The organism is Burkholderia sp. Tr-862 (genome assembly GCF_011753085.1).
Classification (GTDB): domain Bacteria; phylum Pseudomonadota; class Gammaproteobacteria; order Burkholderiales; family Burkholderiaceae; genus Burkholderia; species Burkholderia ambifaria.
Window position 1 is genome coordinate 1 of record NZ_VWWG01000138.1, and the last position, 16,880, is coordinate 16,880.

Consider the following 16,880-nt stretch of genomic DNA (forward strand, 5'->3'; position numbering starts at 1 on the left):
TCTCGCGCGCGGCGCATGGGCGTTCGTGCGGACCTACGTGCTGCGGCGCGGGTTTCTCGACGGACGCGCGGGCTTCATGATCGCCGTGTTCAACGCGGAAACGGTGTACTACCGGTTCCTGAAGCTCGGCCACGAACCAGCCCGCTGAGCGCGGCCCGCCCCGCCCCATCCTGACGCCGCCGGCATGCGGCCGGCCCGGCGTTACAATGCCGGGCTGCCTGCGTGCCATGCGCGCCCTAAGCGCGGCGCCGCGCCATGCGCCGCCGACACGACGACCACCGAATCCGACCGCCATGTTCTCCATCATCATCCCGACCTGGAACAACCTGCCGTACCTCAAGCTCGTCGTCGACAGCCTGCGCCGTCATTCGGCCTACGACCACCAGATCATCGTGCACGTGAACGACGGCTCGGACGGCACGCTCGACTGGGTGCGCAGCGAAGGTATCGAGCACACCGCGTCGCCGACCAACATCGGCATCTGCCACGCGGTGAACCTGGCCGCCGCGCGCGCGACGCGCGACTACGTCGTCTACATGAACGACGACATGTACTGCTGCCCGGGCTGGGATGCGGCGCTCGTGCGGCGCATCGAGCAGATGCCGACCGACCTGTTCATGCTGTCCGGCACGATGGTGGAGCCGGTCGACACGCGCAACCCGTGCGTCGTCGTCAGCAATTTCGGCCGCGACGCCGAGCAGTTCGACGCGGCCGGCCTCATCGCGGCCACGCCGCGACTCGCGCGGGCGGACTGGCTCGGCTCGACCTGGCCGCCGACGCTCGTGCACCGCGACTGGTGGAACCGCATCGGCGGCTACAGCAGCGAACTGTCGCCGGGGATGAGCAGCGACAACGACTTCTCGATGAAATTCTGGGACGCCGGCTGCCGGATCTTCCTCGGCGTCGGCGACAGCCTCGTCTATCACTTCCAGCAGAAGAGCACCGGCAAGATCGTCAAGAACGACGGCCGCCGCCAGTTCCTCAACAAATGGGGCATGACGCAGGCCACGTTCGACCGCTATTACCTCCATCGCGGCGAGCCGGCCGGCTCGCGTATCGCGCTCGACACGCCGACTGTCGACGGGCGCCTCAAGCGCGCGCTGCTGCGCTCGCGGATCAAGCGCGCATTCAGCTGATCAGACCCCGGAAACGCCACGGAAACGCGCGCCGGTTCGCGTATACTGCGCGCTTCGTCCCGGGCACTGCCGCCGCGGGGCGCGCGGCGCGCAGCACGGTGCCCGCATGCCGCATTCGTCCATTCGACAGGTTCCGATGCTTTCGTTTTCCGCTCCCGCCACGCGGCGCCTGACCGCCGCCCGCGCCTTCGCCGTCATCGCGCTCTGCATGGTGCCCATCTCGACCGCGCTGACCAACGTGTTCTGCGGGCTGTTCGCGGCCGCGCTCATCATCTCCCCCGAATTCTGGCGCGACCTGCGCTCGTTCGTCACCGAACCGGCGTCGCTCGCCGCGCTGCTGATTCTCGCGGCGCTGACCGCGAGCGTCACCTATACCGTCGCGCCGCACCCGAAGGCGTGGAACTGGATCGGCAAGTACGACAAGCTGCTGCTGCTGCCGTTTGCGGTGCTCGCGTTCCGCCATTCGAACTGGGCGCCGATCGTGCGGCGCGCGTGGTTCGGCACGCTGTGCGTGATCCTGTTGCTGTCGACCACCAACTATCTCGGCCTGACCGCGATCGGGCCCGCGCATGCGTCCGATCTGCCGCTGTCGCGCGCGTGGGTGTTCAAGAACCACATCGCGGCCGGCATGTTCGGCGCGCTGCTGTTCTATCAGGCCGCCGACCTGGCGCTCTCGGCCCGCACCGCGCTGTCGCGCGCCGCGTATGCAGCCGTCGCCGCATGGTCGTTGATCAACGTGTTCGTGATGCTGCAGGGGCGCACCGGGCAGGTCATCGCGCTGCTGCTGATCCTCGTCGTCGCGGTGCGTTTCGTGTTGCTGCTGCGCCGCCAGTCGGCACTGCGCGCGACCCTCGCCGCCGGAGCGCTGGTCCTGGCCGGCGTCGCGCTCGTCGCTGCCGCGTGCACGGTGCACAACGGCCGCCTCGTGAAGGTCGTGACGGAAGTGCAGCAATATCGGCAGACCGATGCGGCCACGTCGACCGGGCTGCGTCTCGAGTGGTACAAGAAGGGGCTCGAGCTGTATCGCATGCGCCCCGTGATCGGCTACGGCTCGGGCGGTCTCGAGTTCGAGTTCGAGAAGCTCACGGCGGGCAAGACGGCCGCCGAAGGCCAGCTCACGTCGAACCCGCATAACGAATACCTGCTGATGGCCGTGCAGCTCGGCACGCTCGGGGTCCTGCTGTTCGTGAACCTGATCGTGCAGATCGCGCGCGGCAGCCGCGCGCTCGACCCGCGTTCGCAGCACTTGCTGCTCGGATGGCTCGCGATCTTCGCGATCGGCAGCCTCGCGAATTCGCTGCTGCTCGATTTCGCCGAAGGTCACCTGCTGGTGCTGCTCGCCGGCATCCTGCTCGGCTGCGCCGAGCGCGGCGAAGCGCTGCCGCGCGAGACGTCGGCGATCCGGCGCAGCGCGTAACGCATAACGCATCACGCATCACGCGCCGGGCTGGCGGGCGGCGCACGGTGCCGCCAGCACCCGGCTCGTCTTCAATGGCGGCGCGCGCCGCTGCCGGATGCGCGGCCGCACGCCTTCGACGCGTGGCGCCGCAATGCCACGCTCCGCCTTTCAAATCGGGAAATGTTCAGGGCTCGCGCGTCAGTCCGAGCGCGCGCGATGCAGCCGCGACGTGTCGATGACCGTGTCGGCGGCGTCCGGCGGATTCAGCCCGAGCATCTCGGCCGCCGCCATCTTCACACGCTGCGTGCCGAGATTGACGAGGCAGTCGCTGTGGCTGTCCACATGGCGCTCGCAGCCCTCCTGCCGGCACGGCACGCAATCGCCCTCACCCTGCAGCAGCCATACGTTGCCGTGCCGCGCGGAGCCGCGCAGCGCCCACGGGTTTTCGGTCGGCGGCCAGTGCTGCGGCCACGGCCCCCAGCGCACCGGGTCGGACGGACCGAACAGCGCGATCGTGTCGACGCCCGTCGCGGCCGCGACGTGCGTCGCGCCCGTATCGGGTCCGATGAACAGCCGCGCGCGCCGCACCAGCTCCGCGCTTTCGCCGAACGTGAGGCGGCCCACCAGGTTCAGCACGTCGCCGCCCGCCCCGGCCGCGACCTGCTCCGCGTACTCGCGCTCGCGATCGGCCGGGCCGCCCGACAGCGCGATCGCGAAGCCCTGCGCGCGCAGCCATTCGATCATCTCGATCCAGCCTTCGAGCCGCCATTGCTTGTAGCGAAACATCGGGTACGGATGCAGCACGACGAGCGGCTTGCCGTCGCGGATGGCCGGCGACTCCGCGAGCCACGCGTCGAAACGCGCGCGCCGCGCGGGATCGTCGCCGATTCCCGGCGCGACGACCTCGGACACCGGCTCGATGCCGATCACCGGCGCGAGCGCGAGCGTGCTGACGACCGTATGCGCGGACTCGTGGTGATTGATCGCGATGCCGTTCAGCATCATCCGCGTGAGCCACGTGACCCGGTTCGGATCGACGAGGCCGACGCGCTTGCGGCCGGCGAACCAGCTATAGAAGCGCGGCCGGTCGGAGCTCAGTGCCGCGCACGCCAGATCGTAGCGGCGCCACATCGACAGCGCGTCGCGCAGCCGCTCCCGGAACCCGGCGCGCTGCGCGACGACGATCACGCGCCGCACGTCGGGGTTGTGCTCCAGCACGCCCTCGGTGCCGCGAAACACCAGCATGTCGATCTGCACATCGGGCCAGCGCGCCTTCAGCGAACGCACGAGCGGCGTCGTCAGCAGCACGTCGCCGATGCGGCGCGGTGCTGCGACGAGGATGGTTCTGGGCGGGCGGGCGGAAGAAAACAGGGCCACGGCGATTCCGTCTAGCAGGCTGGACAAGGCTCGCAATGTACAGGATTTTGCGGCCGCAGGGCGTCGGGCAGCGGGCTTCGAGTGTGGGCGGCACGTCCCGGCGGCGGCCGGTAGCCGGCGCCGCCCTTTCCGGCGATGCGGCAGCGGCGCGCCGCGCGCGGCGGGACTTGCGGCCATCGCGTCTCGTTGCGCGCGTTTGCTCGCGCTGGCCGGGGCAGCGGTAGCGCCGGCCGGCCGGGACGCTACGAAACGATCGCTCCGACCTCGGGTACCGCGAGCGTGACGTCCGGAAGCGGCAGCGCGCCGCCCGTCGCGTCGTCGGCTTGCCCTGCCTTCTTCAACAGATGCAGCACCGCGCGCTCGAGCGCGTCGACGCCGATCGCGTCGACCGTCGCGCCGGCCCGCAGGATCATGTGCGGCACGCCGAGCGGATGCCAGCGCCGGTATTTCTCGGGACGGTCCTCGAACAGCGCGGCCACCGGCACGCCGAGCGCCGACGCGAGATGCACGGGAGCGCTGTCGGCCGACACGATCGCGTCGAGCACGCTCGCGGCGGCCACCAGTTGGGCCACCGACGACGGCGCGACATGCCGGGCGTTCACATCCCGCCACGCGTCACCGTCGGCCTCGGCCGACACCGCAGGATCGCGGAACACGATCACGTCGGCGAACGGCGCGAGCCGCCGGCCGAGTTCGCACCATCGATCGGCCGGCCAGCGCCGCTCCGCCGCCTTGTTCGAGACGAACAGGCCGACGCGCGGCTTCGTGCGCGGCCCGAGCAGCCGATACCAGGTGTCCTGCAGCGCGCGATCCGGATGGACGGACAGCGCGAGACCGTCGAGATCGGTACGACCGAGTTCGGGCACGAGCCGGAATCCCGACAGCGCTTCATGGCACATCGGCCGCGACGCAACGTGTGCGGGCTTGCGATCGTCGAATTCGGAATCGGCATCGTGCCAGCGGCAATCCTTCACGCCGAGCTGCCGTGCCAACTGGATGCTGCTGCGATGCATGCCGCCGTTCGGCACGACCACGAGGTCGAACCGCAGGCGGCGCAGCTGGCGCACGAGCCGCAGCCGGTCGAAGAACGCGCGCATCCGCCCGGGGCGGTCGTTGCGCTCGCACTGACGGCTGTACACATACGTATGGACCGCATGCACGTCCGGGTTGCCGACCAGCGCGCTCGCGTTGTAGCGGTTCGCGACGACGTGCAGTTCCGCGTCCGGCCAGCGGCGTTTCAGCGCGCCGAGGAAAGCGGTCGTGCACAGCATGTCGCCCAGAAAATCAATCCGGATCACGAGGATCCGCCGCTTCGGTGTCCCATTGGCCATTGTTATGGTGTCACTGTCGATTTGTTATCGTCGCGCACCGACCGGCATCCTGACGTCCAGCGCCGTGCCAGCCTCCTCGCGTGGTCGCTCACGGCGCCGCGCCGCATCGTGTGCCGCGCGCAACCGTCCCCGTTTTCAAGCTCGTGGTCGCCGCCGGCCGAAGGATGGACCGCGGCCGACGTCGGATCTGCATTGCGCGCGACGGATTGTATAGCGTCCGGATGACAGCCCCAAGCACCCGCCGAAATGAAAACGGCCCGCCGCACCGCACGATGGCGATGCGACGGGCCGCAAAAGCGACGACCGTCCGGCGGGGACGCGTTCAGTACGTGATTTCGACGACGCTGCCGTCGAAGGTCGCGCGCAGCTCCGCGAGCAGCGTGTCGCTCGGCTTCACGCGCCACGCGTCGCCAAGACGCATTTCGCCCTGCGCGCGCGCGTTGCTGTAGTGAACCTGCACTGCGAGCCCGTTGGGCAACGGCGCCTGCGGGCGACGGCCGCCGTCGCGCCCGCCGCCACGCGGCATGGGCGCCTCGACCGCGGGCGCCGCCGAATCGTCCTTCGACACGTGCGGTTCAAGCACGCGGCGCAGCGCCGTCGCATCCGCATTGCCGTTCATCGTGAGCCGCACCGCCTGCGCGTAGCGGCTGCGCGCACGTTCGAGATCCATCACCGTGTCGGCCGTGAAGCGCAGACCGCCGGTGAACGCGTCGTTGCGCGCCTGTCCCTGCACGATCAGCAGTTCGTCTTCCTTGAACAGCGCCTTGTTCGCCTCGAACTGCTCGTTGAAGATCGTGATCTCGCACTGGCCCGAACCGTCGTCGAGCAACGCGATCAGCATCTTGCCGCGCTGGGTCATCTGCGTGCGCAGCGACGCGATGATGCCCGCGACGAGCTTGTCGCGCCCCTCCTTCAGATCGCCGATCTTCTGCCTCACGAACCGGCGCACTTCGTCGCGATACGCGTCGAACAGATGGCCGGACAGGTAGAAGCCGAGCGCGCCCTTTTCTTCCTGCAGGCGGCGCTTGTCGTCCCACGCGGGTTCGTCGACAAGCGCATGCGCGTGCGGCGACTCGGCGCCCATGTCGAACAGGCCGGCCTGCATCGCGTTCGCCGCGGCCTGCTCGGCCGCTTCCATCGCGAGCGGCACCGACGCGAGCATCTGCGCGCGGTTCGCGTTCAGCGAATCGAATGCGCCGGCACGGATCAGCGCCTCGACCGTGCGGCGATTGACGACGCGCCGGTCGATCCGCTCGCAGAAGTCGAACAGGTCGGTGAACGGCTTTTCCTCGCGCGCGCGCAGGATTTCCTCGATCGCGTTCTGGCCGCTGCCCTTCACCGCGCCGAGGCCGTAGCGGATCGTGCGCGAGCGCTTGCCGTCGGCTTCGCCGACCGGCTCGAACCGGTAATGCGACTGGTTGATGTCCGGCGGCAGCACGACGAGGTTGTTCACGACGCAATCGTCGAACAGGATCTTCACCTTGTCGGTGTCGTCCATCGCGAGCGTCATGTTGGCCGCCATGAATTCGGCCGGATGGTGCGCCTTCAGCCACGCGGTGTAATACGCGAGCAATGCGTAGGCCGCCGCGTGCGACTTGTTGAAGCCGTAGCCCGCGAACTTCTCCATCAAGTCGAAGATCTCGTCGGACTTCTCGCGCGTGAGGCCGTTCTTCGCCGCACCTTCGGCGAAGATCTCGCGATGCTTGACCATCTCCTCGGGCTTCTTCTTGCCCATCGCGCGACGCAGCAAGTCGGCGCCGCCGAGCGAGTAGCCGCCGATGATCTGCGCCATCTGCATCACCTGCTCCTGATAGACCATGATGCCGTAGGTCTCTTTCAGGACGGGTTCGACGCGCGGATCCGGATACTCGACCTTCTCGCGGCCGTGCTTGCGTGCGCAAAAGCTCGGGATCAGGTCCATCGGGCCCGGACGGTACAACGACACGAGCGCGATGATGTCCTCGAAGCGGTCGGGCTGCGCATCCTTCAGCATGCCCTGCATCCCGCGGCTTTCCAGCTGGAACACGGCGACCGTGTTGGCCTTCTTCAGGATCTGGAACGACGCGGGATCGTCGAGCGGCACCTGCGCGAGCGACCAGTCGGCCTTCGACGCATCGAGGCGGCGGATGTAGCGCTCGGCCCAGTCGAGGATCGTCAGCGTCGTGAGACCCAGAAAGTCGAACTTCACGAGGCCGACGGCTTCGACGTCGTCCTTGTCGTACTGGCTGACGACGCCGCCGTCGTCGCCTTGCGTGTACAGCGGGCAGAAATCGGTCAGCTTGCCGGGCGCGATCAGCACGCCGCCCGCGTGCATCCCGACGTTACGCGTCAGGCCCTCGACGCGCTGCGCGAGGTCGAGCAGCTGGTGCACTTCGTCCTCGTGGTCGTAGCGCTCCTGCAGTTGCGGCTCTTCCTTCATCGCGTCGGCGATCGTCACGTGCTTGCCCGGCTTGAACGGGATCAGCTTCGCGATGCCATCGGTGAACATGTAGCCGAGATCGAGCACGCGGCCGATGTCGCGCACGGCCGCCTTCGCGGCCATCGTGCCGAAGGTGGCGATCTGCGACACGGCGTCCGCGCCGTATTTTTCCTTCACGTACTGGATCACGCGATCGCGGCCGTGCTGGCAGAAGTCGATGTCGAAGTCGGGCATCGACACGCGTTCCGGATTCAGGAATCGCTCGAACAGCAGGTTGTAGCGCAGCGGATCCAGGTCGGTGATGCCGAGTGCGTACGCGACCAGCGAGCCGGCGCCCGAGCCGCGGCCCGGGCCGACCGGCACGCCGTTGTTCTTCGCCCAGTTGATGAAGTCGGCAACGATCAGGAAGTAGCCCGGGAAGCCCATCTTCGTGATGGTCCCGCACTCGAATTCGAGCCGCTTGTAGTACGTGTCGCGCTGCGCGTCACGCTCCGCCGTATCCGGATACAGCTGTTCGAGGCGCTTCTCGAGCCCCTCCTTCGACAGCTGGACCAGGTAATCGTCGAGCGACATGCCGTCCGGCGTCGGGAACAGCGGCAGCTTCGGCTTGCCGAGCTCGAGCTTCAGGTTGCAGCGCTTCGCGATCTCGACCGTGTTCGCGACCGCCGACGGCAGGTCGGCGAACAGCGCGACCATGTCGTCCTGCGTGCGGAAGTACTGATCGGTCGTGAAGCGCTTCTGGCGCCGCGGATTCGCGAGCATGTCGCCTTCCGAGATGCACACGCGCGCTTCGTGCGCGGTGAAATCATCGTCGGTCATGAACTGCGTCGGATGCGTTGCGACGACCGGCAGACCGAGCGACGCGGCGAGCGTCGCGGCCTGCTGGATGTACGCCTCGGCGCCCGGCTGGCCGTAACGCTGCAGCTCGATGTAGAAGCCGCCCGGGAACACCTTCGCCCAGCGCTCGGCATGACGGCGCGCGGCTTCCTCGTTACCGGCCGCGAACGCGAGCCCGATATCGCCCTGCTGCGCGCCCGACAGCGCGAGCAGCCCCTGCGACAGTTCGCCGTCGAGCCAGCTCGCGTCGAGCTCCGCGCGGCCGCGATACTGGTTCGTGAGCCACGCCTTCGACAGCAGCTCGCACAGGTTCAGGTAGCCGACCTTGTCCTTCACCAGCAGCAGCAGGCGCGACGGTTTGTCGCGATCGTCCGGATTGGTGATCCAGACGTCGCAGCCGGCGATCGGCTTGATGCCCTTGCCGCGGGCTTCCTGGTAGAAACGGACGAGGCCGAATGCGTTGCCGAGATCGGTGAGGGCGAGCGCGCCCTGGCCGTCCGCGGCCGCCGCCTTGACGATGTCGTCGAGACGCACGATGCCGTCGGCAATCGAGAATTCGGAGTGAACGCGAAGATGGACGAAGCGGGGATCTGACATGGGCGTTATTGTAGCCGCGTCGTCGCGCAGGCTGCCCAAAAAATCCCCGCGCCCGGCCGTTCGGCTGATGCACGCGATGCAGGCCGAACGGTCGGGTGCCGGCGCATGCGCAGTTTGCGGGATAATACGGGTTTTCGAATCTCCGCCCCGGCTTCGCACCCTTTTTTTGCGGGGCCGCCGTGCGCCCCGCCGCACGGCCGCGGCCGTTTCCCGTCGGACCATCATGACCATCGTCAACCTCGCCGCCTACCACTTCGTGTCGATCGACGCGACCGAGCAATGGCGCCCCCTCGTCACCGCCCGCTGCAACGAACTCGGCCTGCGCGGCACGATCCTGCTCGCGCCGGAAGGCATCAACCTGTTCATCGCCGGCCCGCGCGAAGCGACCGACGCGTTCATCGACTACATCCGCCACGATCCGCTGTTCGAAGGCAAGTTCGCGACGCTGCAGTTCAAGGAGAGCCTGTCCGACTCGCAGCCGTTCCGCCGGATGCTCGTGCGCCTGAAGCGCGAGATCATCACGATGAAGAAGCCCGCGATCAAGCCCGAGCTCGGCCGCGCGCCGTCGGTCGACGCACGCACGCTGAAGGCGTGGCTCGACCGCGGCCACGACGACGCCGGCCGCCCGGTCGTGATGCTCGACACGCGCAATGCCTTCGAAGTGGACGTCGGCACGTTCGACGGCGCGCTCGACTACCGGATCGACAAGTTCAGCGAGTTCCCGGAAGTGATCGACGCGAACCGCGCCGATCTCGAGGGCCGGACGGTCGTGTCGTTCTGCACCGGCGGGATCCGTTGCGAGAAGGCGGCGATCCACATGAAGGAAATCGGCATCGACAACGTGTACCAGCTCGAGGGCGGGATCCTGAAGTATTTCGAGGAAGTCGGCGGCGCGCACTATCACGGCGACTGCTTCGTGTTCGACTACCGCACCGCGCTGAACCCGCAACTGCAGCCGACCGAGAACGTCACGTGCTTCGCGTGCCGCGCGGTCGTCACGCCGGACGCCCAGCAATCGCCGAGCTACGTGCCCGGCAAGTCGTGCCCGGCCTGCGCGCAGGCAGCCAGCGCCGGGTAAGCGCGCGTTGCGCCGTGCCCCGATGAACGGCTACCGCGGCCGCTTCGCGCCATCGCCCACCGGCCCGCTGCATTTCGGCTCGCTGGTCGGTGCGCTCGCGAGCTGGCTCGACGCGCGCGCGCACGGCGGCGCGTGGCTCGTGCGCATCGAGGACATCGACGGCCCGCGCACGGTGCCCGGCGCCGCCGACGACATCCTCGCGACGCTCGCGCATTTCGGCATGACGCCCGACGAGCCGCCCGTATGGCAAAGCACGCGCGATGCCGATTATGCGGCCGCGCTCGAACAGCTCGTCGCTGCCGGGCGCGTCTATCCGTGCGGCTGCACGCGCAAGGAAATCGCCGATTCGCTGCGTGCCGCGCACGAGCGCCACACGACGCTCGCCTACCCGGGCACCTGCCGCACCGGCCTGCACGGCAAGCCCGCGCGTGCGTGGCGGCTGCGCGTGCCGGATGGCGACGATGCGATCGTCACCTTCGACGACCGCTGGCAGCACACGCAAACGCAGAACCTCGCGACCGAAGTCGGCGATTTCGTGCTGAAGCGCGCGGACGGCCAATGGGCGTATCAGCTCGCGGTCGTGGTCGACGATGCCGACGCGGGCATCACGCACGTCGTGCGCGGCGCCGACCTGCTCGATTCGACCGCGCGCCAGATCTACCTGCAGCGCTGCCTCGGTGTGCCGACACCCGCCTACCTCCACGTGCCCGTCGTCGTCGACGCGAACGGCGAAAAGCTCAGCAAGCAGACGGGCGCGATCGCGCTCGAACGCGACGATCCGCTGCCGGCGCTGCGGGCCGCCGCCGCGCATCTCGGCCTGGCAGTCGATGGCGCTCCACCGGGCGATACGATGGATGCGTTCTACGCGGCCGCGACCGACGCGTGGTCGCGTCGCTTCGGACAGCGCGCCGATTGAATCGCTCGCAGGACACCGGTCCGTGCCGACCGCGTTCCTGCATCCGTCAGCGCTGAATCCGGTTGCATGAGGGCAGCACGCCTGCTGACTGCACGGCACCGGAGCGTCCCCCGGACTGCGCCCGCCCCACGCGGCAGGCACGTCATGCCCCCCGCTCACCCACCTACTCGCAATCCACTCGCCCAATGAAAAACGGGCACATGCTCATCGCATGCACCCGTTTCTGCGGCAGCGCTCGCGCGCCGCACCAACCGCTTGAACCGCCCGCTTACGCCGACGGCTTGCGCGGCATCCCGAAGCCGCCGAGCAGCGCGGCGACCTGACGCTTCGGCCCCTTCTTCTCGTGCTGCTGCGCGGACTGCGTCTCTTCCGGCTGCGTCGCCGGCACCGACGGTTCGTACGGCTTCAGGAAGAAATCGTCGACCGGCGCCTCGTGGCGACGATGATGGCCGCCACGCTCGGACCCACCCGAACGACGCGCCGACGCACCGCGATGCTCGTCGCGCTCGCGACGGCCGCCGCGTTCACCGCCGCGTTCGCCGCTGCGCTCCCCGGCACGCTCGCCGCCACGGTCGTCGTGACGATGACGCGACGGCTTGTCGAGCGCGAGCGTCTGGACCTCGAGCGGACGCTTGATCAGCTTTTCGATATCGGCCAGCTGCTTGCGCTCGTTCGGGCTGCACAGCGACAGCGCATCGCCCGTCGCGCCCGCGCGGCCCGTGCGGCCGATCCGGTGCACGTAGTCTTCCGCGTTGAACGGCAGGTCGAAGTTGATCACGGCCGGCAGTTCGACGATGTCGAGACCGCGCGCGGCCACGTCGGTCGCGACCAGCGCCTCGATCTCGCCGCGCTTGAACGCGTCGAGCGCCTGCATCCGCTCGAGCTGCGACTTGTCGCCGTGGATCGCCGACGCGACCACGCCGTCGCGCTCGAGGTTGCGCGCCAGCCGGCTCGCGCCGATCTTGCTGTTGCAGAATACGATCACCTGCTTGAGCCCGCGATCGCGCAATAGTTGCACGACGGCCGAGTGCTTGTCGCCTTCGGCCACGTCGTAGACGATCTGCGTGACGTTCGCGTTGGTCGAGTTGCTGCGCGCGACCTCGATCGTCTGCGGGTTGCGCAGGTAGGTCGATGCGAGCTTCTTGATTTCCGGCGAGAAGGTGGCCGAGAACAGCAGCGTCTGGCGTTCCTTCGGCAGCAGGTTCAGGATGCGCTGCAGGTCGGGCAGGAAGCCCATGTCGAGCATCCGGTCGGCTTCGTCGAGCACGAGGATCTGGACCTGACCGAGGTTCGCCGTCTTTTGCTGCACGTGGTCGAGCAGGCGGCCCGGCGTCGCGATCAGGATCTCGACGCCGCGGCGCAGCTCGGCCATCTGCGGATTCATGTCAACGCCGCCGAACACGACCGCGCTGCGCAGCGACGTGTGCTTCGCATACGCGTGCACGTTCGCGGCGACCTGGTCGGCGAGCTCGCGGGTCGGCGTGAGGATCAGCGCGCGCACCGGGTGGCGCGCCGGGGACGCGCTCGTGCTGGCCTGCGGCAGCAGCCGCTGGATGATCGGCAGCGAGAAGCTCGCGGTCTTGCCGGTACCCGTTTGCGCGGCGCCCATGACGTCGCGCCCGGCGAGCACGACGGGAATGGCCTGCGCCTGGATCGGCGTCGGCGTCGTATAACCCTGCTCCGCAATGGCTTTCAGGATATCGGCGGCAAGGCCGAATTGATCGAAGGTTGCGTCGACTGGCTTGGCGACAGAATCGGACATGGTGGCGTTTCGCTCAAAAGGCGCGGCGGGGACATCGTGCGTCAGGCCCGCCGGGCCTGCGCTCATCACAATTCGGAAGTAGACGGAGCCGCGGCGCGCCGCGCGGCGCCGCTCTGGCGCTTGGGACCGGTTCGATTCGAACAGCGGGCACCACAGGCCGTGCGGACTCCGTTCGGCGCGAATGCCGGCGGAAAGGGCCGTATTGTAGCACTGCGCGGCCATCTGTCCGTGACAACACCGCGAACGGCCCCGGGTGGCGGTTCGCGGCGTGCGCCGGGATGCTGGGCGCGGGCGATGTACCGGGCGATCGGGCTATCCGGATTGGCCGATGGCCGTCATCCGGGGTCGGATCGCGGGCACGTTGATCCGAAAAATCATCGCGCGGCCGGCGAGCCCGGGGGGCCGCCCGATCCACCGTCCGGTTCAGGAGCCCACCGGGCTGGCCGCGCCGGTCGCGGCGATCGGCACGCTCGCATCGCGTGTCCGACCGCGTGCGGCGCTCAGCCCTTCTTCTTTTTCTTCTTCTCGACCTGCATGCAGTCGCCCAGCAGCGGGGCGGCATTCTGGTCGGCGATCTCGTCGCGCAGCGTCCCTTCCCTGCCCTTCGTCCACCACGTATAGCGTCCGGCCTGATAACGCGCGCCCGACGCCGATACGGTGTCGACGAACAGCAACTGCTGCCCGTTGACCGGCACCAGCGCGAAGCTCTGGCCGTTGGCCGCGCGCCAGTACGACACGCGTACCGGCTGCTTCAGGTTCGCGCACTGATAGACGGTCTGCTCGCGCGCATCGGCGTCGATCTCCTCGACGGTCAGTTGCGCGGCATGCGCGACGGAAACGGCGGTGCCGGCCAGCGCGAGCGCGGCGAAGGTTTGGCGAATCATGCAGATCCTTTCACGAGACGGGTGGAAGCGCGCCCTCGCGAACGCGCGGTTATCGTTGGTGATGGGCCGAGGGGCCGAGGGTTCGGCGCTCAGGGATCGATGACGTCGGCGCACGCGTCGGTCGGCGCGGCCGCGACATGGCCGACGAGCGGCACGATCTTCAGCCCGGCCGATGCGACCCGGCACGGCGCGGCCGCGAGGCCGCACCCCGCGAGACTCGCGATCAGCGCCAGCGCGGTGCCCAGCCTGCCGATTCGTCCGATCCGCCGCCATCTCGATGCCATCGCGCGCGCCTCGTCTCGTCAGCGCGCCGACACGGGTCGCACGGCCGCCGCGGCACGCTTCGCGCGTTCGCGGGCTTCGTCGACGCTCGCGCCGGTCGCAAGGGCGACGCCCATGCGCCGCTTCGCAAAGCTTTCCGGTTTGCCGAACAGGCGCAGGTCGGCGCCCGGCACGGCCAGCGCGTCGCGCACGCCCTCGAACGCGATGCCGCGCTCGTCGAGCCCGCCGTAGATCACCGCCGACGCGGCCGGCGAACCGAGCGTCGGATCGACCGGCAGCCCGAGAATCGCGCGCGCGTGCAGCTCGAACTCCGACTGACGCTGCGACGCGAGCGTGACGAGGCCGGTGTCGTGCGGCCGCGGGCTCACCTCGGAGAACCACACGTCGTCGCCGCGCACGAACAGCTCGACGCCGAACAATCCGCGGCCGCCGAGCGCCTCGGTCACCTTGTGCGCGATCTCGCGCGACTTTTCCAGCGCGAGCGCGCTCATCGGCTGCGGCTGCCACGATTCGACGTAGTCGCCCGCCACCTGCACGTGGCCGACCGGCTCGCAGAAGTAGGTGCGCGTCTCGAGCGTCGCCGGGTCGATCGCGCGCACGGTCAGTTGCGTGATCTCGTACTCGAAATCGATGAAGCCCTCGACGATCACGCGGCCGTGGTTCACGCGGCCGCCCGCCATCGCGTAGTCCCACGCGGGCTTCACGTCGGCTTCGGTCCGCACGACCGACTGCCCCTTGCCCGACGACGACATCACGGGCTTCACGACGCACGGCATGCCGATCTTCGCGACGGCCGCGCTGAATGCGTCGAACGAATCCGCGAACGCGTACGGCGACGTCGCGAGCCCGAGCTCCTCGGCCGCGAGCCGGCGGATGCCTTCGCGGTTCATCGTGAGCTGCGTCGCGCGCGCGGTCGGGATCACCTCGGCCAGGCCGGCCGCCTCGATCGCGGCGAGCGCGTCGGTCGCGATCGCCTCGATCTCCGGCACGATCAGGTGCGGACGCTCGGCCTCGACGACCGCGCGCAGCGCGGCGGCGTCGGTCATGTCGATCACGTGCGCGCGATGCGCGACCTGGTGGCCCGGCGCGTCCGGGTAGCGGTCGACCGCGACGACTTCGACGCCGAGCCGCTGCAACGCGATGATGACTTCCTTGCCGAGTTCGCCCGCGCCGAGCAGCATGACGCGCGTGGCCGAGGGAGAAAGCGGTGTACCGAGCCGCTGACCGATCTGCATGTGATTTCCCGCTGGTTCTGTTGGAGGACGAAAACGGCTTCGATGTTAACACGCGCACCCGCGCCGGTTTGGCCGGTTTCGTCGCGCCGCGGCCCCGCCGCGCGCGGACCGCGGGCGGACCGCGAACGTTTTCACGCGCGAAGTGTCGGCTCGCCTCGCGCGGGGCGGGTGCGTTACTCTTACGCCTTGATCAGAATCCGATGAGGAACGAGGCTCATGTCCCACTTGTCCGCAGCCGCACGCGTACGCACCGGTCTGCTTCGCCCGTTGCGCGCGCCGCTCTGCGCGTTGACGCTTGCCACGCTTCTCGCCGCCTGCGCGATGCCGACCCACCCCGATTCCGCCGCCCCCGCACCCGACCCGTACAACCCGGCCGCCGTCCAGCTGCTCGACGACACGAGCTGGGAGCTCACGAGCTGGCTGAACGCCGACGGCACGCCGCGCACGATTCCGCACGGCGACAACGGCGAGCCGATCAAGCTCGCGCTGTCCACCGAATCGGGCATCCGGCGCGCCAGCGGCTTTTCGGGCTGCAACCGTTACATGGGCACCTACGCGCTCAAGAACGGCCTGCTGAGTTTCGGACCGCTCGCCGGCACGCGCATGGCGTGTCCGAACGCGCTCGGCGGCCAGCTCGAGCACGCGTACCTCGATGCGCTCGCGCACATCGAAAAGACCGGCGTGCAGATGCGCGAGCCGCAGCAACTGCAGATCGTGACCGAAGCCGGCGCGACGCTGACCTTCACGCGCCGGAGCCCCTGATGCAGCGCGCGGGCGAAGGCCGGCCGGCCGCCTTCGCCCGCGCGGAACCCGCACGCATGCGTCCCGCAGCCTGGAAGCGCAGCGCTGCCTTCATGCTGCATTAGAGTCCTGTTCGTCGGCCGGTTAAACTCGGCGGGTCGCGCACCGCGCTCCCCACCCTCTTCCTGTTTCATCAAAGCATGCACACGGTTGTCTTCGGCTGGTTCGGCATCTCCGCCGTCTGGTTCCTCCTTCTCTTCTGGCGTCTCGTTCAGGCGATGCTACCCGCTGGCGGCGGACTCGCCGGCCGCGGCTCGATTCGCCTGTGGCTGGGCTTCGCGGCCGTGTTCGTCGCAAGCTGCGCACTGACGAGCCCGTTGTCGGGCCCCGACACGAATGCGCTCGGCCACGCGTTCTCGAACGGCTTCGCGCACGTGCTCGGCCCCATCGGCACGCCGGTCGCGATGGTCGTGCTGTTCTTCGCGGGCCTGCCGTGGCTGACCGGCATCGGCTGGCGGCAGTTCGCCGCGTGGGTCGACACGTCGTTCGGCGTCAAGCTCGCGCGCGACGTCGACGACGACGATGTGCGCGGCGTCGCCGATCTGCCGCGCAGCGCGCTGCACCGTGACGACGACCTCGTGCAGCCGACGACCGCTCATACCGTCAACTCGATGGCGCCGCGGCAGAACGGCCGGTATTCGCGCCCGACGGTGTGGAAACCCGATCCGCAGGCCCGGCCGAAGCCGCGCAGCAAGCCAGCGCCGCGCCCGCTCGCGGAGCCGGTCGCGCCATCGGGCTGGCTGAAGCCGACGCCGGCCAGCCGGATGCCGGCACCGCCCGCACCGGGCACGGCGAGCGCAATGCCGCCCCCGACGACCGGCAGCAC

General features: G+C 69.0%; 12 protein-coding genes and 2 pseudogenes. 7 read left to right on the plus strand and 7 right to left on the minus strand.

The window, feature by feature from the left end; translation table 11 throughout:
• From F3J14_RS35830 to F3J14_RS26780, 3 genes and pseudogenes are all read left to right on the plus strand, one after another.
• Window positions 1–148 (plus strand): annotated as a pseudogene (locus F3J14_RS35830) (glycosyltransferase family 2 protein); the annotation flags it as partial.
• Between the two features lie 145 nt (window positions 149–293).
• Entirely contained in the window at window positions 294–1,136 is an 843-nt protein-coding gene (locus F3J14_RS26775; RefSeq protein WP_166725531.1) for a glycosyltransferase, read from the plus strand.
• 136 nt (window positions 1,137–1,272) lie between these two features.
• The gene (locus F3J14_RS26780) at window positions 1,273–2,553 is read left to right on the plus strand and encodes an O-antigen ligase family protein (protein WP_166725532.1); all 1,281 of its coding nucleotides are present in this window, start codon (window positions 1,273–1,275) and stop codon (window positions 2,551–2,553) included.
• A 180-nt stretch (window positions 2,554–2,733) separates the two neighbouring features.
• Here F3J14_RS26780 and F3J14_RS26785 read toward each other — a convergent pair whose 3' ends face one another.
• From F3J14_RS26785 to dnaE, 3 genes are all read right to left on the minus strand, one after another.
• A complete protein-coding gene (locus F3J14_RS26785) occupies window positions 2,734–3,912 on the minus strand; it encodes a glycosyltransferase family 9 protein (protein ID WP_166725533.1) in 1,179 nt (392 codons plus the stop codon).
• Window positions 3,913–4,154: 242 nt separating this feature from the next.
• Window positions 4,155–5,243, minus strand: a complete 1,089-nt coding sequence (locus tag F3J14_RS26790) for a glycosyltransferase family 9 protein (RefSeq protein WP_166725534.1) — start codon at window positions 5,241–5,243, stop codon at window positions 4,155–4,157.
• Between the two features lie 322 nt (window positions 5,244–5,565).
• Window positions 5,566–9,096 carry a DNA polymerase III subunit alpha gene (gene dnaE, locus F3J14_RS26795; protein WP_166725535.1) on the minus strand — a complete coding sequence of 1,177 codons (3,531 nt, stop codon included), beginning with the start codon at window positions 9,094–9,096 and terminating at the stop codon, window positions 5,566–5,568.
• Window positions 9,097–9,319: 223 nt separating this feature from the next.
• On the opposite strand from dnaE, the gene F3J14_RS26800 reads away from it, so the two are divergent.
• Complete coding sequence (locus F3J14_RS26800; RefSeq protein ID WP_166725536.1) at window positions 9,320–10,174, plus strand: sulfurtransferase; 855 nt, start codon at window positions 9,320–9,322, stop codon at window positions 10,172–10,174.
• A 22-nt stretch (window positions 10,175–10,196) separates the two neighbouring features.
• Window positions 10,197–11,090: a tRNA glutamyl-Q(34) synthetase GluQRS gene (gluQRS, locus tag F3J14_RS26805; protein ID WP_166725537.1), complete on the plus strand. Its 894-nt coding sequence runs from the start codon at window positions 10,197–10,199 to the stop codon at window positions 11,088–11,090.
• A gap of 268 nt (window positions 11,091–11,358) precedes the next feature.
• On the opposite strand, the gene F3J14_RS26810 is transcribed toward gluQRS, so the two are convergent.
• From F3J14_RS26810 to purT, 4 genes are all read right to left on the minus strand, one after another.
• Complete coding sequence (locus tag F3J14_RS26810) at window positions 11,359–12,918, minus strand: DEAD/DEAH box helicase (RefSeq protein WP_166725538.1); 1,560 nt, start codon at window positions 12,916–12,918, stop codon at window positions 11,359–11,361.
• Window positions 12,919–13,352: 434 nt separating this feature from the next.
• On the minus strand, window positions 13,353–13,736 hold the full coding sequence (locus F3J14_RS26820) for an MliC family protein (RefSeq protein ID WP_166725539.1): 384 nt from the start codon (window positions 13,734–13,736) through the stop codon (window positions 13,353–13,355).
• An 89-nt stretch (window positions 13,737–13,825) separates the two neighbouring features.
• On the minus strand, window positions 13,826–14,020 hold the full coding sequence (locus F3J14_RS26825; RefSeq protein ID WP_166725540.1) for a DUF6726 family protein: 195 nt from the start codon (window positions 14,018–14,020) through the stop codon (window positions 13,826–13,828).
• 18 nt (window positions 14,021–14,038) lie between these two features.
• The gene (gene purT / locus F3J14_RS26830) at window positions 14,039–15,253 is read right to left on the minus strand and encodes a formate-dependent phosphoribosylglycinamide formyltransferase (RefSeq protein ID WP_006753763.1); all 1,215 of its coding nucleotides are present in this window, start codon (window positions 15,251–15,253) and stop codon (window positions 14,039–14,041) included.
• 216 nt (window positions 15,254–15,469) lie between these two features.
• Here purT and F3J14_RS26835 point away from each other — a divergent pair, with 216 nt between their 5' ends.
• Window positions 15,470–16,015 (plus strand): META domain-containing protein, encoded by a 546-nt coding sequence (locus F3J14_RS26835; protein ID WP_166725541.1) that lies wholly within the window; start codon window positions 15,470–15,472, stop codon window positions 16,013–16,015.
• A gap of 179 nt (window positions 16,016–16,194) precedes the next feature.
• Window positions 16,195–16,880: pseudogene (locus tag F3J14_RS26840) on the plus strand (DNA translocase FtsK); the annotation flags it as partial.

Excerpts from the sequence above, each read along its gene's own strand:
- F3J14_RS26775 (WP_166725531.1), top strand. The coding sequence starts at position 294 with ATGTTCTCCATCATCATCCCGACCTGGAACAACCTGCCGTACCTCAAG.
- F3J14_RS26780 (WP_166725532.1), top strand. The coding sequence starts at position 1,273 with ATGCTTTCGTTTTCCGCTCCCGCCACGCGGCGCCTGACCGCCGCCCGC.
- F3J14_RS26790 (WP_166725534.1), bottom strand. The coding sequence starts at position 5,243 with ATGGCCAATGGGACACCGAAGCGGCGGATCCTCGTGATCCGGATTGAT.
- dnaE (WP_166725535.1), bottom strand. The coding sequence starts at position 9,096 with ATGTCAGATCCCCGCTTCGTCCATCTTCGCGTTCACTCCGAATTCTCG.
- F3J14_RS26800 (WP_166725536.1), top strand. The coding sequence starts at position 9,320 with ATGACCATCGTCAACCTCGCCGCCTACCACTTCGTGTCGATCGACGCG.
- gluQRS (WP_166725537.1), top strand. The coding sequence starts at position 10,197 with ATGAACGGCTACCGCGGCCGCTTCGCGCCATCGCCCACCGGCCCGCTG.
- F3J14_RS26810 (WP_166725538.1), bottom strand. The coding sequence starts at position 12,918 with ATGAGCGCAGGCCCGGCGGGCCTGACGCACGATGTCCCCGCCGCGCCT.
- F3J14_RS26820 (WP_166725539.1), bottom strand. The coding sequence starts at position 13,736 with ATGATTCGCCAAACCTTCGCCGCGCTCGCGCTGGCCGGCACCGCCGTT.
- F3J14_RS26825 (WP_166725540.1), bottom strand. The coding sequence starts at position 14,020 with ATGGCATCGAGATGGCGGCGGATCGGACGAATCGGCAGGCTGGGCACC.
- purT (WP_006753763.1), bottom strand. The coding sequence starts at position 15,253 with ATGCAGATCGGTCAGCGGCTCGGTACACCGCTTTCTCCCTCGGCCACG.
- F3J14_RS26835 (WP_166725541.1), top strand. The coding sequence starts at position 15,470 with ATGTCCCACTTGTCCGCAGCCGCACGCGTACGCACCGGTCTGCTTCGC.